The organism is Corynebacterium diphtheriae, assembly GCF_001457455.1.
GTDB classification, from domain to species: Bacteria; Actinomycetota; Actinomycetes; order Mycobacteriales; family Mycobacteriaceae; genus Corynebacterium; species Corynebacterium diphtheriae.
The window spans coordinates 593442-615854 of record NZ_LN831026.1; the positions used below are offsets into that span (position 1 = coordinate 593442).

Genomic DNA, 22413 nt, shown 5'->3' on the forward strand with positions numbered 1-22413 from the left:
AGTGCTTGTGCATGAAGTGGCGTTAAGTTCTCAGTTGGCGCGTGCTGTCGATCGGGCAGCGCAAGGCCGCCGCGTTCTTGTCGTACGGGTGCGTATTGGCGTGTTGCGTCAGGTGGTCCCCGAAACCTTGGAGTACGCGTGGGGTTTTGTTATCAAGGGAACGCCTCTGGACGGCGCGGTGTTAGAAACCACTTCCGTGCCCCTGCGGCTGCGCTGCCCTAACGGGCATATCACTGACGACGGGGAACTGAAGTTTAGTTGTGCCACTTGTGGTGCGCCCGCTGAGATAATCAGTGGGGAAGAGTTCACAGTTATGGACATAGAAGTCGAGCAATCCTAGGAGGAGTTTTCATGGGGCGTTTTCATCGCCACGACGACGGTACGGTGCATTCCCACGACCATGACCACCACGGTCATTCTCATGATGTTGGGGATCACTCCGGTTACGAAACTGGGCGGGAGCGCATTGAGGTCCTAGAGGATATTTTCCACGAAAACGACCACTGCGCTGCGGATAACAAGGAGCTTTTCGACGCCCACCAGGTGCGTTGCATCAACATCATGAGCTCGCCTGGTGCAGGTAAAACCACGGTGTTGCAGCATGTATTGCGAGCTGCTGAAGGAAAAGTGCGCGTAGGTGTTGTTGAAGGCGACATTGAAACTTCCCTAGACGCAGATCGTCTCACTGGCTTTGGTGCCCAGATTTCATTGCTGAACACTGGCAATGGTTTTGGTGGAGAGTGCCACCTCGATGCCCCTATGGTGAGCCGTGCGCTTCGTGGCCTAGACCTTGACACCCTCGACGTGGTGCTCATTGAAAACGTTGGCAACTTGGTGTGCCCTGCGGAATTTGAAGTCGGTGAGCACAGCAAAGCGATGATCTACTCGGTCACGGAGGGGGAAGATAAGCCTCTGAAGTACCCTGTGATGTTCCGTAGCGTGGATGCAGTCGTGATTAACAAGATCGACTTGCTGCCATATTTGGATTTTGACATGGAGCTTTTTATGAAGAATCTGCGCCAAGTCAATCCCGACGCCAAAGTGTTTGAGGTTTCTGCCAAGACGGGTGAAGGACTCGACGGCTGGATTGAATGGTTGGTCGGGGCCAAATAGACGAGTAAGCCATCTGATCTCTTAGGGCGAGGCTACCCCACAAAGTGGGTGTGCCCGCCCTTTGTATTTTCGACACAATTTAGTTGTGAAAAACGGTGTGCAAACTAAGAATCGCAGGTGGATACGAAGGTTGCGGCGCAGACTAAAAATCTCACGGACGTTATACCGTGGGGGCTATCGGCGTGAATCCTAAAAATGCAGGTGAAATGATATTCTTTCAGTGAAAAGTGCCGCATGTACGTTAGTGTTGAACAGGGCACTGGGTGTATTGGTTACTACCCCCGAGGAGGGGCTGCTGTTATGAATATTGACGCCGGCTGGCAAGGGGAAACCCTCCAAGACAACCTAGAGCGTCGTGGTGTTAGTCGCCGTGATTTTATGAAGCTCTGTAGCGGATTAGCTGCAGTATTTACCTTTGGTGCTCCCATTAGCGCGCGATCAGAAGAGCTGAAATCCAGCGCCGAGGAGATCGCTAAAAAACTTGGTGCCGTAACCAAACCCAATGTTGCATGGTTGCAGCTACAAGAGTGCACCGGCTGCATGGAATCGGTACTGCGATCCGGTGGCACCACCGTAGAAGACATGGTCTTGGGACTGCTCTCCTTGAACTACAACGAGCTGGTCATGGCGGCCTCCGGCGAAGCAGCTGAAAAAGCGCTCGAAGAAGTCTCCCACGAGCCACATATCTTGGTAGTCAACGGTTCCGTACCGTTGAATGAAAACGGCGTGTACTGCACCATCGGCGGAAAGTCCGCTGAGCAGGTACTGCGCGAGGCGGCAGAAAACGCTACGGCGGTGCTCGCTGTCGGTGCATGCGCAGTCTATGGTTCTGTTCAGGCTGCCAAGCCCAATCCCACAGGTGCGGTAGGTGTAGAGGACATCATTACTGATAAACCAGTGATCAACGTATCCGGTTGCCCACCAATTGGCGAGGTTATTACCGCCACCATCACTTACATTCTTACCCACGGTGAAGCACCGAAGGTGGATGCCGAAGGTCGTCCGCTTTTCGCCTACGACCAGCGTATTCACGATTCCTGCCCACGTCGCGCACACTACGATGCCGGCCAGTTCGTGCGCTCCTTTGATGACGACGGTGCCAAAAATGGTTGGTGCCTCTACGAAGTCGGTTGTAAGGGGCCATCCACATTCAGCCCATGCCCGATCATTCAGTGGAACATGAAAGCCGGCTGGCCTATCGGTGCAGGTCACCCATGTATCGGCTGTACGGAAAAAGACTTCTTTGATAAATTCACGCCGTTTTACTCAGTGCTGCCCGATATCAAAGGCATTGGTATCGAGTCGACAACTGAGAAGATCGGACTGGGCCTCATGGGCGCAGCCGCAGCAGGCGTGGCGGTCCACGGCGGTATTACCGCGCTGCGTTCGCAAAAAGAAAACCGGCTCAGCCGCGAAAACGACGTTGCTCTAGCTGCCTTCGGCGATGGGCCAGGGCCTGTTGCACTGCCGTTCCCCACAGTCAACGCTGCTGGCAACGGTGATGGGGGCGTCGATAAGCGCGGACAATCAGCATCTAGCAAGAACGAGGAGGCGTAAAGCACATGGCTGAGCGCGTAGTTATTGATCCACTCACCCGAATCGAAGGCCACCTGCGTATTGAGCTAGAACGCGATGGCAAAAACATCACCAATGCGTGGAGCGAAACCACCCAGTTCCGTGGTATCGAAACCATCGTGAAGGGGCGTGACCCCCGCGACGTATGGGCATTCGTTGGCCGTATCTGCGGCGTGTGCACCTCCACCCACTCGGTCGCTTCCGTCATGGCTGTTGAAGACGCCATTGGTTCACAAGTGCCCAAGCAAGCAGAACTAATCCGTGACATTTTGCTTGGCGCACAAGAAATCCATGACCACGTGGTGCACTTCTACCACCTCCACGCCCTGGACTGGGTCAACGTGGTATCCGCTGCAGAAGCGGACCCCAAGAAAGCCGTTGAGTTTGCTAACAAGATCGGCTCCAAGTGGAAGGGCAACACCGAATCACAATTCGCCAAGGTGAAAAAGACCGTCCAAGGCATCCTCGATTCAGGACAATTGTCCATCTTCACTGGCGGCTACTGGGACCACCCCGACTACCGCCTTCCCGCAGAAGCTAACTTGATGGCGGTATCGCACTACCTCGACGCCCTAGAATTCCAACGCTCGATCATCCGCATTACCACCATCTTCGGTGGCAAAAACCCACACCCCAACTTCCTCGTGGGCGGCATGGCCTGCAACATCGACCCCAACAAGTCTGAGACGTTTAACCAAGTACAACTTGATCAAATCAAAGACTGGACCGATGAGATCCAAGAATTTGTCAAGGAATGCTACTACCCAGATGCTGTCGCCATCATGGGCGCCTACAAGGACTACTTCAAGATCGGTGCCTCCTCGCCAAACTTCCTAGCCATCGGTATGGCAGGTACACGTTACGCAGGTGGGGTAGTAGGAACACCACGTTCTCACAGCAACCGCGATATCAAACCGGGCGTGATCCTCGACGGCGACTACAGCAAGATCCATCCGCTTGATCACGACAAGATCCGTGAGTACATCTCCTCAGCGTGGTACAGCTACGAAGAAGGCGACGACGCCGGCTTGCAGCCACTCGTCGGTGAAACAACCGTCAACTACACCGGCCCAACCCCGCCATACACATGGCTTGCCGACGACGATAAGTACACTTGGTCTAAAGCACCGCGTTACGACGGCCGCCCCACCCAAGTAGGCCCTGTTGCCCGCGTGCTCAGCGCCTACATTCAAGGTCACGCCCACACCCGCAAGCTTGTCGACGACGCTTTGCGCAGCGTAGACATGCAGGTTAAGGACCTCAATTCCACAGCGGGTCGTACCTTGGCACGTGCAATCGAAGCCATCACCACTGCCGATCACATGGCAGTCGATCTGCTACCAGCCTTCGTCCAAGGAATCGTTGGCGGCGACTACGAAGTCTTCGACTCATCCAAGTGGGAGCCAGATACGTGGCCTAAAGAAGCCTCTGATGGTTTCGGACTGATGGAAGTTGCTCGTGGCTGCCTCGGACACTACGTCACCATCGAAGACCAAAAAGTAACCCGCTACCAGGCGGTTGTTCCTACAACCTGGCTTGCCGGTGGCCGTGACCCACAAGGCAACATGGGCCCTTATGAGGAATCACTCGCCGGTGGTGGACACCCACTGCTTGATCCAAAGCAGCCTTTGGAACCACTACGCACCATCCACTCCTTCGACCCATGCATGTCCTGCGCAGTCCATGTGCTCGATGTGGAGGGACACGAAGAATTCCAGGTGATGACGTCATGAAACTCATCCACGTCGCACAGTCCTACAGTGTGCGCAAGCTCAGCCCAGGGCGTCTGCTCGCCCTAGCGGCTGCAGCACCTGAGCACACTGAGGACCCCATCGACCACGCACTAGCCAACTCGCTAGCAGTCAATCGCCCCGACATTGATCTGCCACAGGCGTCGGCATATGAGCCAGCAACTCCGCAACGCAAGTACTCACTCGCCCGAGTGGACAACTTTCGCATGGCCGGTGAAGACCGCCCCGTGACCATCATGCGTGGCGACCTCGCCACCGTGATGAGCAAAGCTCACGCTACCCGTGAGGAAAAAACCCTCCTAGAGCGCAACGCTGATGTGCTGACCAAAAGCGGTCGACGCTGCCTCGGCATTGCCACCAAAGAAGCCGATGGCAGATTCCACATGGAGGGATTCGTCGCCGTTGGGGTAGAAGATGACGATGAAATTCGCCAGCACAGTGGCCGCAGCGAATGGGTGCGCGTCAACGTCTGGTCTGGCATGCTGCGCTTCCAACACTGGGCCAACATGTTCCTCATCATCGCGATGACACTCACCGGCTACTACATCATGGACCCCTACTACCGACCCACCGGCGGCGACGTGGGCTACATGATGGGCTGGATTCGTCTCATCCACTTTGTTGCAGGGTTCCTCTGGATCGCCCTAGGGATTTCCCGTGTGGTCTTGGCATTTACGTCCAAAGACCGACAAATGCGCTGGCGAGCCTTCTGGCCACTAAATAACAAACAGGACTTTAAAAACCTGTTGGGCATCATCCAGTACTACGCGTTTATCAAACGCCACGGCCCGCTATTCTTGGCACACAACCCACTTCAGCAGCTGTCCTATACCGGCATCTACGTGCTGTGTTTGGCACAGATGGTCACCGGCATGACCCTTTACGGCCTTGCCAACCAAACCAACTGGTTCTGGATCATGATGTCCTACCCAGCACACTGGTGGGGAATCCCCGTGATTCGTCTGATTCACGCCGTGATCATGTACATCATCTGGGCGTTCGTAATCATTCACGTCTACCTAGCTGTGCGTGCCGACGCCCTCGAACGCCATGGAGGTGTCTCCTCTATGTTCAACGGTGCCGTATGGATGCGTCGAGGTGCGCGCCCAGTCGACGCCCCAGAGATCGGATAACGAAAACAGCGTGATCACAGTAATCGGAGTAGGAAACCCAGTCATGGGAGACGACGGCGCAGACCTCGCAGTTTTGCGCCGTCTCCAAGGCATTACCAATGACCTTGACTGGGTTCCGCGACTATCCACATCCGACCCCGCCGCCCCCAACTACATCGACGGCGGCACCTCCGGCATGGAATTGCTCCCCATAGTCCAAGACGCAGACAAACTTCTGCTTCTCGACGCCGTCACAGGTCCAGGCGCGCCAGGCGATGTTGTTCGCCTCCACGGCGACCAGATCCCACGTCTGCTGAGCTCACGGCTATCCCCACACCAAGTAGGTCTGCTCGACCTGCTTTCTGCAGCACGCCTTCTTGGCCGTGAACCCAACGAGGTAGCAGTAGTGGGAATCGTCGTCGAGCACTGCGACCTTCACGTAGGCCTCAGCCAAGCAGTAACAGACGCTATCGAAACCGCCACCGACGCAGCCCGAGACGTCATCGCTGAATGGCAACGTCTCGAAGCCGCCCACGCGAATTAAGGTTCTTCGTCCTTGGGATCTTCAATATCCACCCAAGCAATCTCAAACTCCCGCCCCGACCGCAAATCAGCCGTCGGGGTTCCACACACCGGACAACACAACGCAAAAAACTCATCGATTTCCACCTCACCATCACACTGCGGACACCACACCGATGCGGGAATAAAATCAATGAGAAGCTCAGCACCATCGCATGCACTGCCACTCGAAGCGATCGGCCACGCGCCTTCCAAGGCCTCCGGAATCGCCCCCAAACGCGCGCCGACGCGTAGCGCTATCCGAAGGACTCGTCGATTCTTTCCGGAAGGAATCGACGATTCCGTCGCAGACACCACACCAGATAACAGTCCAAGTTCATGCATATAACCATTATGAGGAGCTATAACCAGTGAGTACAACACTGCGCTTGGATCAGTTCGTTGATCCCTTCGAAGCCAAGGTGGTGTACACCGATTCGGGTGCATACTTTGATCTTTCTGGCTTGCCGCGTCTCGACCCCATGCTCGTCGGTCGTAACGTTGCTGAAGTACCAGACATCGTCAAACGACTCTGCGGACTATGCCCAGTCGCTCATCACCTCGCGGGGGTACGAGCACTCGACGCCCTCTGTGGCGTAGAAGTTCCCCAATCCGCACAACTTGTTCGATTGCTGCTTCACCACGGGTCGATTCTTTATGCTTCCCCCGATATGGACATCAAGCGCCTTGGCAAGGCAGTAATGGCTGCTGCAGGTTCGCCTGGCCATTTCCCTGACGTTGCGATCCCCGGTGGTGTGCGTGCACTTCCAGATCCGCAGGCACTCGCAGAGCTGCGCCTACCGGAAAATTACGAGGAGTCATTTGAACCAGTTCCTTACGACGGTTTCGACATGATGCTCACCAGTCATGGAACCCTCGACCCCCTTGGCGATCATGTCACCGCTCGTTCTGGTGAAGAACGCATCACCTTTGATCTGCAAACCTGGGCTGACCATGTAGCAGAATCACGCCCTGGCGATCCTGCGCCTCGACCACTGGTCCATGGTCATCCTTATCGCGTAGGCCCCTACGCTCACGGAGAAGCGATGGTGCCGCGGTCACTGGCTGAGATCCGACGCATCATCGCCGATCCGCGGTTGTGCGAAGGAGAATTCCGGAAAGAATCGTCGATTCTTTCCGGAATTGGAGTTGGCGCGGTTGAAGGTCCACGGGGATTGCTGGTGCATCGTTACGTCGCTAATGAGGATGGCGTGTTGGTGGATTGTCAGATTTTGACTCCGACTGCTCAAAATGAGGCGTGGTTGGCGTCGATGTTGGAGGCGTCGTTGCAACAGGATTCGGATAGGGGAGTAGAACTGAGCGTGGAGAATTCGATTAGGACGGCGAATCCATGTTTGCCGTGTAGTTCGGCTCCGGAGGGGCATATGGGCGTTGTGATTGAGAAAGGAAACTAGAGCAGATGTGTCTTGGTATTCCAGCGCGTGTTGTTGAGGTTCTTGATGGCCCATTGCCGATGGCGGTGGTGGATATGGCTGGTGAGCAGCGGCCGTGTTCGGTGATGTATGTGCCGGAGGTGCAGGTGGGGCAGTTTGTGCTGCTGCAGAATGGCTACGCCATGGAGGTGTTGGATGAGAAGTCGGCCCAGGAGTCGTTGGCTACGATCGCCGAATTCAATTTGGTGCAGCAGGTTCAGCTTGCTCCACGGGAGCCGCGTTAGAGGTTTCGTGCGCTGACTTTTTCGGCGGCGCAGATGGCGTCGATACGCTCGGGGGTGGGGGTGCCTGCGACGATGACTGCTGAGCCGCCGGCGGCGAGGGGGTTGATAACTGCGTGGGTGAAGCCGTCGAGGTCGGTCCAGCCGCGGCTGATGAGTCGGGTGTTGGGCTGGAGTGGGTTGGTGGCGGTGAGGTCTTGGATGCGTGGGGTGGGTTCGAAGAATTGGTCGCCGTAGAATCGCACGGTGGGGGCGAAGTCGATGGCTCCGTCGGGCAGTGTTGCGCCGCATTCTTCCACGCCGCGGCCGAAGGGGTCGTCGGTGACAAGATACGTATCGACGTCTCCGCTGACTGTGTGGTCTGGCGTTACAAATAGTGCTTCGGATTCTGGATGATCGCTCGTGGCGCCAAAGTGTGGTGTGATTCCGGCTGCGAGCGCACCGAGGGCGATGGCGATTGATTGCCAACTTGGTGACAGGTCGATGCAGATGGTGGCGCCGGCGTCGAGTCCGGATTCTTCGCGCAGCATGTTGGCTACTTTTGCGGACCAGTTATCGAGGGTGATTCCGGAGAAATCAAGACGCGCCCCAGTGTCTTCGTTATACACGGTGACACGTGGGGCGGCGGGTTCAGTGGCAAGGATGTTTGCGAGTAGCTCCATGCCTGCTCATGCTAGTTCACGCAGCGAGGTCCTTGCCCACCGGCGTCGATTTCAGGGGAGACAATTGCTTCGCCTTCGTCGCTGCCAGGCTTGCCAACGGTGGTGGTGCTACTAGAAGAGTCAGATGATTCTGCGCCATCGCCGGTTGGGCCAGAGTAATCGGATGCGATAACAACGACGACGGAATCGGCATCTAGGTCACTGCGCTGGGTAATGGGTAGGCCTCCGAGTTCGGCGGCAATAGCCTTGACTGCTTCATTGTTTGGGTCGGCGGCAACAATTTGGCTTTCGTGGTACATGCCTTCTAATGCATTGCCGATGTTGCCGATGGTGTAGTGCTTTGCGGAGAGATGGCCTGCTACTTGCGAAGCAAGCCCGGTGGTGCTGGTGGCATTGAGCACGTCGATAGTGGTGGACGTGTGGGGGTTTTCTGCCGGTGCTTCGCTATCCGAGGTTGGGGCTTCTTCGCCGTTGTTGCCGTTGAGGAGGCGATCGAAGAATTGGTGGACTTGGTTTTTATCCACGGTGACCACGGATTCGCCATAATCGCCTACGCCATCAATGGATGTCACGGGGATGGTGTTGAATTTTACGTTGCCACCGGCCAAGTTTTGGAGTTGGTTGGCAAAGCTCATGACGTCCCAGTTTTTATCGATCACCACGGAGCGAGATACTGCCTCACCTAGATCGGAGAGCTTGGATGGGTTGGTCAGTGTGCCCGAAGAAAGAACTTTGGCAACAAGCGATGCCATAAACGCTTGCTGGCGAACAATACGATCAAGGTCACCGCGTGGTAGACCGTGGCGTTGGCGAACGAATGCGAGAGCTTGACCGTCGCGTAGGGTTTGTTGGCCGGCTTTGAAGTCTGCACCAGAAAACTCATCGTAAACGTCGTTGTTAAGACAAACGTCGACGCCACCAACAGCATTGGTGAGCAGTACGAACCCGAGGAGGCCTACTTCTGCGTAATGGTCAACGGTGACACCAGTGAGATCGGAGATGCTAGAGATGAGAGCCTTGCGTCCAGCTTCCTTGGATAGTTCGTCAATGTGCTTTTGATCGCTTTCCCCACTATTGACTAGTTCGGAAGCTTTGCGGTTTTTGTAGGCGCGGTAGACACCATTGATCTTGAGGTTGCCCTCGTTTTCATCATGCACATAGGTGTCACGAGGAATTGAGATCGCGGTGGCAGAGGAGCCGTCGTTAGGCACGCGAATAACCATGAGGGTGTCGGTGTTGTCGTTTTCCTCGTCGCCTGCGTGCAACAACTCGATTTCTTCCGGAGTGAGCGGATTACCCTGGGCATCCGTACGCGAGTCGGAGCCAACGAGCAGGATGTCGGTGGCGCCGTCGGCAGCTTCTTTCATGCCTTTATCGCCGCCGAGTACGAGGTTGCCGGCAGAAGCGACCGTGTTACCGATTCGTCCAACAGTGAAATAACCAGCTGCCGAGACGATCAGCACTAAGGCAGATAATAAGGACAGCAGCACTTTGACAGGTTTTGGTCCTGCCTGTGCCGTGGTTGGGCCTGCTGGTGGTGGTGCCTGGATCGCACGGTTACGGCGAAAATTATCTGACATTGTGGGGTGCTCCGAAGAAAATCAAGTTCACGATCTGCTCAAAGTTTAGGGGAGATACCTTTAAATCAGTAACTTTTTTCTTTATCCTCGTGTCCCAGCCACACCGTGATGGGTTTACACCGCGTGGCACTCCCTATCTGGTGGACGTACACCGCTAGGCTGATTGCCGTGAGTAATTCCACTGAACCAGCTTTAGCAATCATTACTGTGACATATTCGCCTGGCAAACACTTGGGCGCGTTTTTGTCTTCTGTAAAAGAGGCGACTGCACAGCCCACGTATGTTGTGTTGGCGGATAACGGCTCAGTAGATGGTGTGCCAGAGGCGGCTGCGCAGGCAGATCCTTCAGTGGAATTTTTCCCCACGGGCGGAAATATTGGATACGGTTCAGCAATTAATGCGGCTGTGCGCAAGCTTGCGCCGCTGAGGGAATCTGGAAAGATCAATGCGGAATTTTTCGTGTTATCTAATCCCGATGTGGTTTTTGAACCAAGTTCTATCGACGCCATGGTGCAGTGTGCTTCTCGTCATCCGCAAGCAGCGGATATTGGGCCGTATATTCGCCAATCTGATGGCTCGGCGTATCCATCAGCGCGCCAAGTGCCCACCATCAAAAATGGCGTGGGACATGCGTTGTTTAGCTCGGTGTGGCCTTCTAACCCATGGTCGCGGGCATATCGTGATAACCGAGACATGACTACTGAGCGTACGGCTGGCTGGTTGTCGGGATCGTGTTTGCTAGTGCGCTGGGATGCTTTCGAGCAGATCGGTGGCTTTGATGAACGCTACTTCATGTACATGGAAGATGTGGATCTTGGTGATCGATTTGGCCGTGCGGGTTTTGATAACGTCTTTTGTCCCGATGCGGTGATTACGCATGCTGTTGGGCACGCGGCTGGTAAGCACCCAGAGAAGATGCTTCCTGCGCATCACGATTCGGCGTATCGTTTCCAAGCAGATCGCCATCCGGGGCTTCGTTACCTGCCGTTACGTGTCCTGCTGCGAGTAGGTTTGAAACTTCGCGCGGTAGTTGCGGTGGCGGCTGCGAAGTTCAAGTGAGTTCAATAATTAACTTACTTTTCTAGGATTGTTACACTATTTACCTTGAAGTAAGGACCCTCGGCTACGGCATAACGTTGGTGCAAAGCAATTGTTGTGTTTATGCGATGGGGATAATCCTTCTACACCGATAAGTAAAGGCACTCGAAACTAATGACTGAAACAACACTGCGCAGCGACACAGATGCTGTGATCCTTGTTGGAGGTAAGGGCACTAGGTTGCGTCCGCTGACTGTGTCGACTCCAAAGCCCATGCTGCCTACGGCAGGTGTGCCGTTCCTTTCGCATTTGCTTGCGCGTATCAAGGCTGCCGGTATCACGCATGTGGTGCTGGGTACGTCGTTTAAGGCGGAGGTGTTTGAGGACTACTTCGGTGATGGTGCTGATCTCGGCTTGGAGATTGAGTACGTGGTGGAGGATAAGCCATTGGGTACCGGTGGCGGCATTCGGAACGTGTATGACAAGCTTCGTGCTAACACCGTGATGGTGTTTAACGGCGATGTTCTTGGCGGCACTGATCTTGGTGGAATCCTTGATGCTCACCATGCCAAAAACGCTGATGTGACCATGCATTTGGTACGAGTTCCAGATCCTCGTGCGTTTGGTTGTGTGCCCACTGATGCTGAGGGACGAGTTTCTGCTTTCTTGGAAAAGACCGAGGATCCACCAACGGACCAGATTAATGCTGGTTGCTATGTGTTCCGTCGTGAGCTGATCGGTGAGATCCCTGCAGATCGAGTGGTGTCTGTGGAGCGCGAGACTTTCCCACGCTTGCTGGAGGAGGGACGCCGCGTGTTCGGTTATGTAGACAATGCATATTGGCGCGACATGGGTACTCCTTCTGACTTCGTGCGCGGTTCGTCAGATTTGGTTCGTGGTATTGCGCCGTCGCCGTTGTTGGAAGGTAAGACGGGGGAGTGCCTTGTCGACGAATCCGCTGGTGTTAGCGATGGTGCGTTGCTTTTGGGCGGTACCGTGATTGGTCGCGGCACTGAAATCGGTGCGGGCTGTCGTTTGGACGACACCGTGGTGTTTGATGGTGTGACCATTGAGCCGGGTGCTGTGATTGAAGATTCGATTATTGGGCATGGTGCTCGTATTGGAGCCAATGCTCGCATTACCGGCTGTGTGATTGGTGAAGGCGCGGAAATCGGTGCACGTTGTGAGCTTCGCGACGGCATGCGTGTGTGGCCAGGAGTTGTGATTCCAACTGCTGGTATCCGTTTTAGTTCGGATGCCTAAGCTGCAGTAATACCTAGCGCAACCTAGTCATAGGCTCCCACCACGGCAGGGTAGACCCCCTCGTTGTGGTGGGAGCTTTCGCATTTTATGGAGGCTGGCTGAAGCGATTTCTTAGTAGCTGCTGAGTGCTAGCACGTTTGTGTTCAAACACTTTTATACGACACGCCGATAATGAGCCGACTAGCGAAGTATTTTTAGAGGCACCACTATATGTAGTACCCCCACCGTATACCCCTATGGTGGTGGCAATGTTACTGGTGTGACTAATGAAGTTAACAACCTGCGGAAATGCGATTTTTCCGATCGGAATTACATGTTCAGGTTGACGTTATCTTGTGTTGGCGTGTTGAATCTCAGTTATGTAATTCGCCTTGTGTAGGCGGAATCGCTCCCAACCCATGCATCAGGGTTTATGGGAGCCTGTCAATACTGAACAATACGAGGAGAGGAGTGTGGCGTGGAAGATATGGCCAGTAACGCCGCGCCTCGGACTCGCGCAGCGCTTGACCTATCCATTGATGAGCTCTTTGGTGCGGTTGAGCAGGAATGGCAAGAACAAGCGCTTTGTGCGCAAACTGACCCAGAGGCATTCTTTCCTGAAAAGGGCGGATCGACTCGTGAGGCAAAACGTATCTGCCAAGCCTGTGCGGTAAGGGATGAATGCCTTGAATACGCATTGGAGCACGATGAGCGCTTCGGTATTTGGGGAGGCCTTTCCGAGCGTGAGCGTCGTCGACTAAAGCGTGAGATTGGGTAGCGCTTAGCTCTGAGAGCATGCAGCATCAAACCCCTTTGCTACGAAATATGTGGCAGAGGGGTTTTGCTGATGTCTACCACTGGAAATTCGGGTCAATATCTGTTGGTGAGATATTAAGGTAATTGGCCACTAGGGCAGTCAAGACGGTGGTGACGAGCTCACGGCGCTCTTGTGCACTGACCACCCGTTGCTCGATAGCCATGCGGAAGAGAACGAGGCGAGCACGGGTGGGGCGGCCTGAAGAATCCACGCCCGCTGGGATAACGCGCCCTAAGGGGACGGGGCCATCGGCTACGACTTCATCGGGCACAAGTGCGGGATCAAAGCCCAGGCGCATGCGTGGAACGGTATCCACGGCAATATCAAGGTGGGTTAATTGTGCGGCGTAGCGTTGTTGCAGGGGCGCGTATGCCTCAAGGACGGTGGCGTCGAAACGCTGCCGTCTGGAGCGGTAACGTGGCAGTGCGCTGGAGAAAAGCGGGCCGCGTACTCCGCGATCATGTCGATCCCTATGTAGCCGCTGAGTCATGGGGATCAGGATAATGTGTTGCGTGTCTATGGTGGCGATAGCGCGCCGATGTGCTCGTTACTACCTAAACCTCAAGTTGCAGTCTAGACTTAATCACCGTGAATCATATCCGTCGTTGTTCTCGTCCCGGTTGCGGTAAGCCCGCGGTGGCTACGCTGACATACGCCTATGCGCGATCAACGGCGGTGGTTGGTCCCTTGTCACCTAATGATGATCCCCATAGTTGGGATCTGTGTGAGGCGCATGCAGCGCGAACCACAGCACCACTGGGTTGGGAGTTGGTTCATGAGGACCTCACATTTGATGATGAGTCGGACCTCACCGCGTTGGCAGAAGCTGTGCGAGAAGCGGGAACACACGCTTCTGGTTTGGTTGATCCCATTCGGGTAGATACCCCTGTTCCAGAGGACATTGGCGGTAACCATCCCATTAATCGCGTCAAGCGTCAGCGTGGGCGGCGTGCGCATCTGAGCGTTGTGCCGGAACCTGAAGACGATGACGATAACGATTAGGGCATAAAGCTGGACTGCGGGCGGACTCGTATCCGTCCTAGGGGGTAGAATCCCTGTGAATACTTTTGTGCATCCCTGAAAGGTGGGATTTTCTTTCATGCGTACCCGTGAATCGGTAACGAAGGTGATTAAGGCATATGACGTCCGCGGCGTCGTCGGCGTTGACATCGACAGCGACTTCATTGCAGAGGTTGGCGCAGCGTTTGGTGCGCTGATGCGCGGTGAAGGCGCAGCTAAGGTTGCCATCGGTCATGACATGCGGCCATCTTCGCCAGAGCTTGCCGACGCCTTCGCTCGCGGTGTGGTATCTCAGGGCGTCAATGTCATCCAACTGGGGCTTACCTCTACCGACCAGCTGTACTGCGTCTCGGGCGAGCTGGATTGCCCTGGCGCGATGTTCACGGCGAGCCACAACCCTGCCGAGTACAACGGCATCAAGATGTGCCGCAGTGGCGCCCGTCCCGTGGGACAAGAAACCGGGTTGGCGCAGATCATCGACATGCTTGTCGACGGAATCCCAGCATTTGATGGTCCACAAGGCGAAATCTCACATCGAGACACCTTGGCTGATTACGCAGCATTCCTGCGCAACTTGGTCGATTTGTCCAACATTCGTCCGCTGGTTGTGGCTGTTGACGCCGCCAATGGCATGGGTGGCCACACCGTTCCTGAAGTATTTGCGGGTCTGTCACTTGAGATTAAACCGCTCTACTTTGAACTCGACGGTACGTTCCCTAACCATGAGGCCAACCCACTAGACCCGAAGAACTTGGTGGATCTGCAAAAGTTCACCCCTGAGGTCGGTGCTGACATCGGTCTAGCATTCGACGGAGATGCGGATCGCTGCTTTGTTGTCGATGAGCTTGGCCAGCCGGTCAGCCCTTCGGCCATTTGTGCCATCGTCGCTGAACGCTATTTGGCACAACACCCAGGCGCAACAGTAATCCACAACCTGATTACATCGAAGTCTGTGCCGGAAATCATCGCAGAAAACGGTGGTAGCGCCGTACGTACTCGCGTGGGACACTCCTTTATCAAAGCCCAAATGGCTGAGCACTCCGCAGTATTCGGTGGCGAGCATTCCGCGCACTACTACTTCTCGGAGTTCTTCAACGCTGACTCCGGAATCCTTGCTGCCATGCACGTTTTGGCGGCTCTAGGTGGCCAAGATAAGCCGCTTTCGGAGCTCATGCATCAGTACAACCGTTACCAAGCATCCGGAGAGATCAACTCTAGGCTGGCAAGCTCCGAAGCACAGGCAGAGCGTACCCAAGCGGTACTAGATGCCTTTGCCGATCGTATCGAAAGCGTTGATCGCCTCGACGGTGTCACTGTAGAACTCAAGGACACCAAGGCTTGGTTTAATGTTCGTGCATCGAACACCGAACCCCTGCTACGGCTCAATGTTGAGGCTGAAACCGACCAAGAAGTGGCAGCGCTCGTCGAAGAGATTCTCGCTATCATTCGCGCATAATCTTTAGGAGAAGAAGCATCACAGTGGCGAAGCCTATAATGGCCACTGATGCATACTTCTTCGTGGACTACACCAACGGCTAGTGGGGCATATGACCCACTAGCCGTTGCTTTCTATGACATTGCGCATGAAGGCGCACAGATACGGGCTGTAGCGCAGTGGTGCGAATCTGAACAAGCTCAACAACTCTGTACGTTGCAGCCGCGAAGCGTCATCATCTTATGTCCCGAGCACTGGGGCAGAGCTGCGGCTCGATTAGCGCTCGCAGTTGCAGAACCTATGGGATGCCCCGTACACATTAGCGATCAACTACCGCGCTTTGCCGGATCCTTAGACATTGTGGTGGCAATCAGTGAACGTGCAGATCACGATGGACTTTCGCAAAGTATTGTGACTGCGGCACGTCGTGGCTGCCACGTGGTGGTGGCCTGTGCACCTCATGGGCATATAGCTGCTGATGCTGAGGACGTGGCTGCGATAGTGGTACCGGCGTTGCCGCTTGTGCAAGGGCTAAGCCCTGCTCGCGTCTTTGCGGTTGTCACTGCGGTTTTACGTTGTCTTGATCACACTGTGCGAGCAGCGGGAGACATCAGTGCTGAGTTAAACGTGAGCGCCGATCACGCTGACCGTGAGCTGCAAGAATGCTCACCGAAGCGGGATCAATTAGTAAATCCTGCCCGTCAACTGGCACTTTTATCAGGCCGTGTGATTCATAGCGGTCGAGGTTTAGTTGCAGCGTCGTTGGCTGATACCATGTCCGCTTTGTGGACGGCGTTCGGAAGGGCGTCGGCAAGCATGGAAGCACAGGAACTAGAAGTGGCTCTGCCGCGTTTAGAACCTAAAGAACAAAATATTTTTTATGATCCCGAGTTTGATGCCCCGCCATCATCGAACTCCGAGTTACCACTGCACACTGTGTTGTGGCTAAGTGCGGAGACGGTGACGTGGGCACGAAGCCAAGTATCGGAGGACACCACGCATGAGCGTGATGGTGTCATCAGGATGTTGGCTCGAGGTTATGCAGCGACGGCATTTTTTGGTGCCACAGATGCATAAAACATCTCGGGGGATACTTGTTGTGGAGGAACAACTACGATGCAGCTACTAGCACCAGCAACTCAAGCCTATGCTTGGGGCTCTCGAACGCTAATTCAACAGCTTCGGGGAGATGCGGCCGATTCTCGGCCCATCGCAGAACTCTGGTACGGGGCTCATCCAAGTGGTCCGTCTGTGATTGATGGCGAGCGGACTCTTGCTGACGTCATTGCACAAGACCCTGCCACGCAGCTAGGGCACCGTGTTGTTACCGAGCACGGTCACCGACTTCCATTCCTTCTTAAACTTCTCGCCGCGGATCAACCGTTATCCTTGCAGGCACACCCATCAAAGCAGCAGGCAGAAGAAGGATTTAGCCGCGAAAATGATCTCGGCATTGCGCTTGGTGCGAGCAACCGAAACTACAAGGATGACAACCATAAGCCAGAGCTTTTGGTAGCACTTACTGAGTTCCATGCGATGGCAGGTTTCCGGCCATTGGATAAAACTCGGGAGCTTTTCCAAGCATTGCAGTGCGAGAAGCTCAACCGCTACGTAGGAATGCTCGATTCTTCCCCAGAACATGAAGGCGAGAATCTTCGTGCGCTGTTTACCACATGGATCACGATCCCCGTAGCAAGTCGCCAGCAGCTTATTGCCGCCATTATCGAGGCTATCGACGGGCTGAGCACCACGAGTCCTGAGTGGATCCAGGTAGCGGCTCGCAATGTTGCCCAGCTTAATGATCGCTACCCCAATGACATCGGAGTTCTGGGGGCGTTATTGCTCAACTATGTGGTGCTCCAACCGGGAGAAGCCATTTACCTCAGTGCCGGTAACCTGCATGCTTATGTCAAAGGTTTGGGCGTAGAGATCATGGCAAACTCGGATAACGTACTGCGTGGTGGTCTTACCCCTAAGTATGTTGATGTTCCCGAGTTGGTTCGAGTGCTTCGTTTTGAGTCTCTCGAGGATCCCATTGTGCGGTCTGTGGATGGCCGTTACGAGGTTCCTATTAATGAGTTTGCGCTTCAATGTTTGCACATCGATTCTGAGACAGAGCATGATGCGCGTCTCGAGCATGATGGCCCGATGATCGCGGTGTGCACCTCCGGTGAGTTGACTATTAATGATGTCGTGCTAGCACCTACCCAAGCACTGTGGATTTCTGCTGACGATCCAGCAGTTGAAGTTACAGGATCAGGTGAGCTTTTCGTCGCTTCCGTATAGCTTTAGCAGGCTCTGAGCTGCGCTATTACTGCGCAGTGGGAGCCGCGGGGCGCGCATCAGTAGATGGTGCGGGGCTAGGTTTTGCATTTTGCTTGCGCGGATCTGCGGTTTGTGGGGTTTCTTCAGCACTGCGATTTTCGCGAGAGGTTCCGCTGGACAAATGAAGCTTCGGTATTAGTGGAACAGTTGATTCCTCTACGATAGAAGTCGGGGTATCAGCCTGCGGTGCAGGAGCTACAGGTGGGGCAGGAGCTACTGGAGGTGCAGGAAGCACCTTTGGTAGCTCAATGTGGGGAAGTTGATCTAAGAGTTGGGGTTGAGCGGGCGGGGCCTGTGGAGTGCTGTTTGGTGCCGATGTTTCAGTGTTGTGATCTGGGGTAGGCACTGATCCTTCGCTGCGAGGCGTTGATGGTGTCGCAGGAGCGCTCGACGTAGCGTTTTCTGGTGTGGCTTGTGCTGTTGAATGCGTCGTTGTTGCTGGCTGGTCGGCGTCGTAAGTAGGAAGGCGTCGCGTTTTTGCCGTGTGTGGCAACTCATTGTTGCGCAACTGCTTTGCAATATCTTCTTCCCACCGTTGGGAGTGCATTTCGGTGGCTGAGCCAGGTTGCGTCATTGCGCGGTGGGATAGGGAGTCTTGGCTGGAGACGTCTGGTGTGGCTGTCGCCGAAGGGGCCGGTTTGTCGGTACTGGTGCTATGAGCAACTGGAGTACCAGAGGCTGATGTGGTTGCTACGGCAGCAGGGCCGGCAATGGATTCATTTTTGCTGGCTAAGTTGTCGGTGCTTCCGAACTTCCACACTGCGACGCCAATAAAAACCGCGGCGGAGACTCCCGAGGCAATGAAAATGGCAAAGCGTCGGGTGTTGGTCATGGTCACTGGTTCTCCTCACGCGAGTCAGCAGCGCGCATGGCTGCTAGGTAGACGTCGTGGATACTCGGATGCGTCACAGTGACTACTGTGTCACATTTTGATAACAAAAGTCACGCTATCATAAAAATTATTTATGAGGAAGAGTGCATATGTGTTGCTCGACGGCAAGAGTGTTCCCTGCACAGTTGGGTGTGCAAGGAACGCGCATTAGTCTTTATGGGTATAACTTGTCCCTATAGGAAAACATTGCAATTTTCATCGTGTTCGTCTGATTTTGAAGCCGCAGATTATGCGTTGAGCATGGAATGACGAATACGTCTGAGACTTTTGGAAAGGTATCTACACCATGTCTGCATGGGAAACCGAGATTTTGTTGGAAGAAGTCAACGCTGATTTTCTCGACGAACTCAATGATTTGGACACGGAAGAAGTTGTCGAGGCTATCCGCGACGCATGTGTTCTTGCTGCCGGCGAGGGCAATGTTTCGGAAGACGAGCGCCAAAACGGGCGCGCAGCAGCCACCATTGTTGCTATCTGGGCTGGTGCACCATTTACTGATGCCGACGCAGTCAACGAACACTCATTCATCCGTGCCAATATCGGCGAAGGCGACGAGGAGCTCTATGAGGTTGCAGCTTCCTTGCTCGACACGGTGGAAACCGAGCATGACCTCGAGGCATTTACCGAGGCACTAAGCTAAGTTTCTTTTCCCAGCTTGTGTGTCACGTGCTACCTGTAGGCTGGGTTCGATTTGTTTCTGCACTCCCTTTTTTGACGCAATTTCCCCAAGGAGAGAATAGCCACGATGGCTGCTTTTGATTACAACGTGAAAGACCTCAGCTTGGCTGAGGCCGGCCGCCACCAGATTCGTCTAGCCGAGTATGAAATGCCTGGCCTTATGCAGTTGCGTGAGGAATACAAGCAAGAGCAGCCATTGGCGGGCGCTCGAATCACCGGTTCGATCCATATGACGGTTCAGACCGCAGTGCTTATCGAGACTCTAGTTGCCTTGGGCGCTCAGGTGCGTTGGGCTTCCTGCAATATTTTCTCTACTCAGGACGAGGCTGCCGCAGCTGTCGTCGTTGGTCCGCATGGCACTCCTGAAGACCCCCAAGGTGTCCCGGTGTTTGCGTGGAAAGGTGAGACGCTCGAAGAGTACTGGGACTGCGTAGATAAGATCTTTAGCTGGGGCGATGAGCTTCCTAACATGATCTTGGACGATGGTGGCGATGCCACCATGGCTGTGATCCGCGGTAAGCAGTTCGAGGAAGCTGGCATGGTCCCACCAGTCGAAGAAGGCGACTCGGATGAGTACCAAGCATTCCTTGGCATGTTGCGCAAGACCTTGGCAGAGCAGCCTGGTAAATGGACCGCCATTGCCGAGTCCGTCAAGGGCGTGACGGAAGAAACCACCACTGGTGTCCACCGTCTCTACCATTTCGCAGAAGAAGGCGTTTTGCCGTTCCCTGCAATGAACGTCAACGATGCAGTGACCAAGTCCAAGTTTGACAACAAGTACGGCACTCGCCATTCGCTTATCGACGGAATCAACCGCGCCACCGATATGCTGATGGGCGGAAAGAACGTGCTGATCTGTGGCTATGGCGATGTGGGCAAGGGCTGTGCAGAAGCCATGGCTGGCCAGGGTGCACGCGTAAAGGTCACCGAAGCTGATCCGATCAATGCTTTGCAGGCTTTGATGGATGGTTTCCCAGTGGTCCATGTTGATCAAGCTATTGGCGATGCCGACATTGTGATTACTGCGACTGGCAACATGGGCATCATCTCCTTTGAGCAGATGCTCGCTATGAAAGATCACGCAGTGTTGGGCAACATCGGCCACTTTGACAATGAGATCGACATGGCCTCGTTACTGCACCGCGATGATGTTTCGCGTGTGACCATCAAGCCACAGGTTGATGAGTTCACGTTGCCTAACGGCAAGTCCATTGTGGTGTTGTCTGAAGGTCGCCTTCTGAATTTGGGCAATGCAACCGGTCACCCTAGCTTTGTGATGTCTACTTCCTTTGCCGACCAGACCATTGCACAAATTGAGCTGTTCCAAAACGATGGCCGATACGTCAACGAGGTATACCGCCTGCCAAAGATCTTGGACGAGAAGGTCGCTCGTATCCATGTCGAGGCATTGGGTGGCACGATCACCGAACTGACAAAGGAACAAGCCGAATACATCGGAGTCGATGTTGCTGGCCCTTACAAGCCGGAGCACTACCGCTACTAATGATCATCGCGATTGAGGGTATTGATGGCGCTGGCAAGAACACTTTGGTCAGCGCCCTCAAGGAGCGTTTCGACGCCGATGTGATCGGTTTCCCGCGCTACGAGCAGTCCATTCATGCCAAGCTTGCGCAGCGTGCCTTATATGGCTCGATGGGAGATCTGACTGATTCTGCCTACGCGATGGCTACGCTGTTTGCGCTGGACCGCTACGACGCAAAGGCGGTGCTGGGGCATTATGTCGGGACGTCGAAAGTAGTGCTGTTGGATCGCTACGTGGCTTCTAACGCTGCTTATTCAGCTGCGCGAACTCGAAATGATGCCATGGTGCAGTGGGTTCAAGAACTCGAATTTGAGGAATTGGGCTTACCGGTACCCGATATTCATATTTTGCTGCATACCTCTCCGGAATTAGCCGCGCAGCGGACGCAACGCCGCGAGGCTGCCGACGCATCTCGCAAACTAGACCGCTATGAGGAAGATGCTGGTCTACAGGAACGAACCTTCCAAGCGTATGAGTCGCTGGCACAGCAAAAATGGATGTCTCCATGGCTGCTAGTACACCCAGATGAGTCACCGGATACGGTGGCACAACGAATTATTCAAGCGCTCAGTGCATAACTGAGACTACGATGAGGTGCTAAGACGCTTATTGGGCTCGCATGTGAGCCGCTTACATGGAAAGGACCACGGACGGTATGGCACCGAAAATTTTGGTTGTCGACGATGATCCTGCGATTTCAGAGATGCTGACCATCGTGCTGGAGGCCGAGGGATTTGAGCCGGTCGCGGTCACTGATGGGGCAGTAGCAGTTGATGCCTTTAGGACAGAATCGCCTGATCTAGTCCTACTCGATTTGATGCTGCCTGGTATGAACGGCATCGACATTTGTAGGATAATCCGGCAGGAATCGGCAGTTCCTATCGTCATGCTCACGGCGAAAACCGACACCGTGGACGTAGTCCTTGGTTTGGAATCGGGTGCAGATGACTACATCAACAAGCCGTTTAAGCCGAAAGAACTCATCGCTCGACTACGTGCACGCTTGCGTCGTACAGAGGACTCTCCGTCCGAAACCATTGAGATCGGGGATCTTACGATCGACGTCCTAGGCCACGAAGTCACTCGAGGAGATGAGGTAATTCAACTCACTCCTTTAGAGTTTGATTTGCTGCTTGAGCTTGCAAGCAAACCAGGGCAGGTGTTCACACGTGAGGAACTTCTGCAAAAAGTTTGGGGCTATCGCAATGCCTCAGACACGAGACTGGTGAATGTCCATGTGCAGCGACTGCGCTCAAAGATCGAGAAAGACCCAGAAAACCCGCACATCGTGTTAACAGTGCGCGGAGTGGGGTATAAGACAGGGCAGGAGTAGCTCGCTATTTATCGGGGTGTTTCTCGGGTACGTCATCGCATTGCAGAACTGTGGCGTACCT

The 22413-nt window shown here is 54.6% G+C and carries 24 protein-coding genes; 19 read left to right on the plus strand and 5 right to left on the minus strand.

Annotation, left to right across the window (positions count from 1 at the left end):
- Window positions 1-7 precede the first annotated feature (7 nt).
- The 6 genes from AT687_RS02940 (at window position 8) to AT687_RS02965 (ending at window position 6095) form a co-directional block, all read left to right on the plus strand.
- On the plus strand, window positions 8-340 hold the full coding sequence (locus tag AT687_RS02940; protein WP_041740630.1) for a hydrogenase maturation nickel metallochaperone HypA: 333 nt from the start codon (window positions 8-10) through the stop codon (window positions 338-340).
- 11 nt (window positions 341-351) lie between these two features.
- On the plus strand, window positions 352-1113 hold the full coding sequence (hypB, locus tag AT687_RS02945; RefSeq protein ID WP_010934469.1) for a hydrogenase nickel incorporation protein HypB: 762 nt from the start codon (window positions 352-354) through the stop codon (window positions 1111-1113).
- A 300-nt stretch (window positions 1114-1413) separates the two neighbouring features.
- Window positions 1414-2670 (plus strand): hydrogenase small subunit, encoded by a 1257-nt coding sequence (locus AT687_RS02950; RefSeq protein ID WP_041630892.1) that lies wholly within the window; start codon window positions 1414-1416, stop codon window positions 2668-2670.
- Between the two features lie 5 nt (window positions 2671-2675).
- Complete coding sequence (locus AT687_RS02955; protein ID WP_014318763.1) at window positions 2676-4421, plus strand: nickel-dependent hydrogenase large subunit; 1746 nt, start codon at window positions 2676-2678, stop codon at window positions 4419-4421.
- Complete coding sequence (gene cybH, locus AT687_RS02960) at window positions 4418-5572, plus strand: Ni/Fe-hydrogenase, b-type cytochrome subunit (RefSeq protein WP_014303049.1); 1155 nt, start codon at window positions 4418-4420, stop codon at window positions 5570-5572. Before AT687_RS02955 ends, cybH begins: the two co-directional genes overlap by 4 nt.
- Window positions 5573-5582: 10 nt before the next feature.
- Complete coding sequence (locus tag AT687_RS02965; protein ID WP_014318764.1) at window positions 5583-6095, plus strand: HyaD/HybD family hydrogenase maturation endopeptidase; 513 nt, start codon at window positions 5583-5585, stop codon at window positions 6093-6095.
- On the opposite strand, the gene AT687_RS02970 is transcribed toward AT687_RS02965, so the two are convergent.
- Window positions 6092-6457: a hydrogenase maturation nickel metallochaperone HypA/HybF gene (locus AT687_RS02970; protein WP_021334898.1), complete on the minus strand. Its 366-nt coding sequence runs from the start codon at window positions 6455-6457 to the stop codon at window positions 6092-6094. The two genes, AT687_RS02965 and AT687_RS02970, sit on opposite strands and share 4 nt — an antisense overlap.
- Window positions 6458-6483: 26 nt before the next feature.
- On the opposite strand from AT687_RS02970, the gene AT687_RS02975 reads away from it, so the two are divergent.
- Both AT687_RS02975 and AT687_RS02980 read left to right on the plus strand, forming a co-directional pair.
- On the plus strand, window positions 6484-7527 hold the full coding sequence (locus AT687_RS02975; RefSeq protein WP_014318766.1) for a nickel-dependent hydrogenase large subunit: 1044 nt from the start codon (window positions 6484-6486) through the stop codon (window positions 7525-7527).
- A 5-nt stretch (window positions 7528-7532) separates the two neighbouring features.
- Window positions 7533-7790, plus strand: coding sequence for a HypC/HybG/HupF family hydrogenase formation chaperone (locus tag AT687_RS02980; RefSeq protein ID WP_004567074.1), 258 nt, complete (start codon window positions 7533-7535; stop codon window positions 7788-7790).
- Here AT687_RS02980 and AT687_RS02985 read toward each other — a convergent pair.
- A complete protein-coding gene (locus AT687_RS02985; RefSeq protein WP_014318767.1) occupies window positions 7787-8449 on the minus strand; it encodes a TIGR03089 family protein in 663 nt (220 codons plus the stop codon). The genes AT687_RS02980 and AT687_RS02985 overlap by 4 nt on opposite strands.
- Window positions 8450-8460: 11 nt before the next feature.
- Window positions 8461-10029, minus strand: a complete 1569-nt coding sequence (locus tag AT687_RS02990; protein WP_014318768.1) for an LCP family protein — start codon at window positions 10027-10029, stop codon at window positions 8461-8463.
- Window positions 10030-10152: 123 nt separating this feature from the next.
- Here AT687_RS02990 and AT687_RS02995 point away from each other — a divergent pair, with 123 nt between their 5' ends.
- The 3 genes from AT687_RS02995 to AT687_RS03005 all read left to right on the plus strand — a co-directional run bounded on the left by AT687_RS02995 (window position 10153) and on the right by AT687_RS03005 (window position 13087).
- Window positions 10153-11088: a glycosyltransferase family 2 protein gene (locus AT687_RS02995; RefSeq protein ID WP_014318769.1), complete on the plus strand. Its 936-nt coding sequence runs from the start codon at window positions 10153-10155 to the stop codon at window positions 11086-11088.
- A gap of 153 nt (window positions 11089-11241) precedes the next feature.
- Window positions 11242-12330: a mannose-1-phosphate guanylyltransferase gene (gene manB / locus AT687_RS03000; RefSeq protein WP_004567082.1), complete on the plus strand. Its 1089-nt coding sequence runs from the start codon at window positions 11242-11244 to the stop codon at window positions 12328-12330.
- Window positions 12331-12787: 457 nt separating this feature from the next.
- Window positions 12788-13087, plus strand: coding sequence for a WhiB family transcriptional regulator (locus AT687_RS03005; RefSeq protein ID WP_004567085.1), 300 nt, complete (start codon window positions 12788-12790; stop codon window positions 13085-13087).
- 73 nt (window positions 13088-13160) lie between these two features.
- Here AT687_RS03005 and AT687_RS03010 read toward each other — a convergent pair whose 3' ends face one another.
- Complete coding sequence (locus AT687_RS03010; RefSeq protein ID WP_004567086.1) at window positions 13161-13616, minus strand: metallopeptidase family protein; 456 nt, start codon at window positions 13614-13616, stop codon at window positions 13161-13163.
- A 98-nt stretch (window positions 13617-13714) separates the two neighbouring features.
- On the opposite strand from AT687_RS03010, the gene AT687_RS03015 reads away from it, so the two are divergent.
- The 4 genes from AT687_RS03015 (at window position 13715) to manA (ending at window position 17867) form a co-directional block, all read left to right on the plus strand.
- Window positions 13715-14128 (plus strand): DUF3499 domain-containing protein, encoded by a 414-nt coding sequence (locus AT687_RS03015; protein WP_010934479.1) that lies wholly within the window; start codon window positions 13715-13717, stop codon window positions 14126-14128.
- A gap of 97 nt (window positions 14129-14225) precedes the next feature.
- Window positions 14226-15602, plus strand: coding sequence for a phosphomannomutase/phosphoglucomutase (locus AT687_RS03020; RefSeq protein WP_014318770.1), 1377 nt, complete (start codon window positions 14226-14228; stop codon window positions 15600-15602).
- Window positions 15603-15650: 48 nt separating this feature from the next.
- A complete protein-coding gene (locus AT687_RS03025) occupies window positions 15651-16658 on the plus strand; it encodes a hypothetical protein (RefSeq protein WP_014306601.1) in 1008 nt (335 codons plus the stop codon).
- Window positions 16659-16697: 39 nt separating this feature from the next.
- On the plus strand, window positions 16698-17867 hold the full coding sequence (manA, locus tag AT687_RS03030) for a mannose-6-phosphate isomerase, class I (protein WP_014303056.1): 1170 nt from the start codon (window positions 16698-16700) through the stop codon (window positions 17865-17867).
- A gap of 25 nt (window positions 17868-17892) precedes the next feature.
- On the opposite strand, the gene AT687_RS03035 is transcribed toward manA, so the two are convergent.
- Window positions 17893-18480 (minus strand): hypothetical protein, encoded by a 588-nt coding sequence (locus AT687_RS03035; protein WP_014318771.1) that lies wholly within the window; start codon window positions 18478-18480, stop codon window positions 17893-17895.
- 604 nt (window positions 18481-19084) lie between these two features.
- Between AT687_RS03035 and AT687_RS03040 the strand changes: the two genes are divergently transcribed.
- The 4 genes from AT687_RS03040 to mtrA all read left to right on the plus strand — a co-directional run bounded on the left by AT687_RS03040 (window position 19085) and on the right by mtrA (window position 22352).
- Window positions 19085-19438 carry a DUF4259 domain-containing protein gene (locus tag AT687_RS03040; RefSeq protein ID WP_014318773.1) on the plus strand — a complete coding sequence of 118 codons (354 nt, stop codon included), beginning with the start codon at window positions 19085-19087 and terminating at the stop codon, window positions 19436-19438.
- A 105-nt stretch (window positions 19439-19543) separates the two neighbouring features.
- Window positions 19544-20980 (plus strand): adenosylhomocysteinase, encoded by a 1437-nt coding sequence (gene ahcY, locus AT687_RS03045; protein WP_014310133.1) that lies wholly within the window; start codon window positions 19544-19546, stop codon window positions 20978-20980.
- Window positions 20980-21597 carry a dTMP kinase gene (locus tag AT687_RS03050; RefSeq protein WP_014318774.1) on the plus strand — a complete coding sequence of 206 codons (618 nt, stop codon included), beginning with the start codon at window positions 20980-20982 and terminating at the stop codon, window positions 21595-21597. Before ahcY ends, AT687_RS03050 begins: the two co-directional genes overlap by 1 nt.
- A gap of 77 nt (window positions 21598-21674) precedes the next feature.
- On the plus strand, window positions 21675-22352 hold the full coding sequence (mtrA, locus tag AT687_RS03055; protein ID WP_014318775.1) for an MtrAB system response regulator MtrA: 678 nt from the start codon (window positions 21675-21677) through the stop codon (window positions 22350-22352).
- The last annotated feature ends 61 nt before the right edge of the window (window positions 22353-22413 follow it).

Bases quoted from the DNA above. Each gene is read 5' to 3' on its own strand.
- hypB (WP_010934469.1), top strand. From the start codon at position 352: ATGGGGCGTTTTCATCGCCACGACGACGGTACGGTGCATTCCCACGAC.
- AT687_RS02950 (WP_041630892.1), top strand. From the start codon at position 1,414: ATGAATATTGACGCCGGCTGGCAAGGGGAAACCCTCCAAGACAACCTA.
- AT687_RS02955 (WP_014318763.1), top strand. From the start codon at position 2,676: ATGGCTGAGCGCGTAGTTATTGATCCACTCACCCGAATCGAAGGCCAC.
- cybH (WP_014303049.1), top strand. From the start codon at position 4,418: ATGAAACTCATCCACGTCGCACAGTCCTACAGTGTGCGCAAGCTCAGC.
- AT687_RS02970 (WP_021334898.1), bottom strand. From the start codon at position 6,457: ATGCATGAACTTGGACTGTTATCTGGTGTGGTGTCTGCGACGGAATCG.
- AT687_RS02980 (WP_004567074.1), top strand. From the start codon at position 7,533: ATGTGTCTTGGTATTCCAGCGCGTGTTGTTGAGGTTCTTGATGGCCCA.
- AT687_RS02985 (WP_014318767.1), bottom strand. From the start codon at position 8,449: ATGGAGCTACTCGCAAACATCCTTGCCACTGAACCCGCCGCCCCACGT.
- AT687_RS02990 (WP_014318768.1), bottom strand. From the start codon at position 10,029: ATGTCAGATAATTTTCGCCGTAACCGTGCGATCCAGGCACCACCACCA.
- manB (WP_004567082.1), top strand. From the start codon at position 11,242: ATGACTGAAACAACACTGCGCAGCGACACAGATGCTGTGATCCTTGTT.
- AT687_RS03010 (WP_004567086.1), bottom strand. From the start codon at position 13,616: ATGACTCAGCGGCTACATAGGGATCGACATGATCGCGGAGTACGCGGC.
- AT687_RS03020 (WP_014318770.1), top strand. From the start codon at position 14,226: ATGCGTACCCGTGAATCGGTAACGAAGGTGATTAAGGCATATGACGTC.
- AT687_RS03025 (WP_014306601.1), top strand. From the start codon at position 15,651: ATGCATACTTCTTCGTGGACTACACCAACGGCTAGTGGGGCATATGAC.
- manA (WP_014303056.1), top strand. From the start codon at position 16,698: ATGCAGCTACTAGCACCAGCAACTCAAGCCTATGCTTGGGGCTCTCGA.
- AT687_RS03035 (WP_014318771.1), bottom strand. From the start codon at position 18,480: ATGACGCAACCTGGCTCAGCCACCGAAATGCACTCCCAACGGTGGGAA.
- AT687_RS03040 (WP_014318773.1), top strand. From the start codon at position 19,085: ATGTCTGCATGGGAAACCGAGATTTTGTTGGAAGAAGTCAACGCTGAT.
- ahcY (WP_014310133.1), top strand. From the start codon at position 19,544: ATGGCTGCTTTTGATTACAACGTGAAAGACCTCAGCTTGGCTGAGGCC.
- AT687_RS03050 (WP_014318774.1), top strand. From the start codon at position 20,980: ATGATCATCGCGATTGAGGGTATTGATGGCGCTGGCAAGAACACTTTG.
- mtrA (WP_014318775.1), top strand. From the start codon at position 21,675: ATGGCACCGAAAATTTTGGTTGTCGACGATGATCCTGCGATTTCAGAG.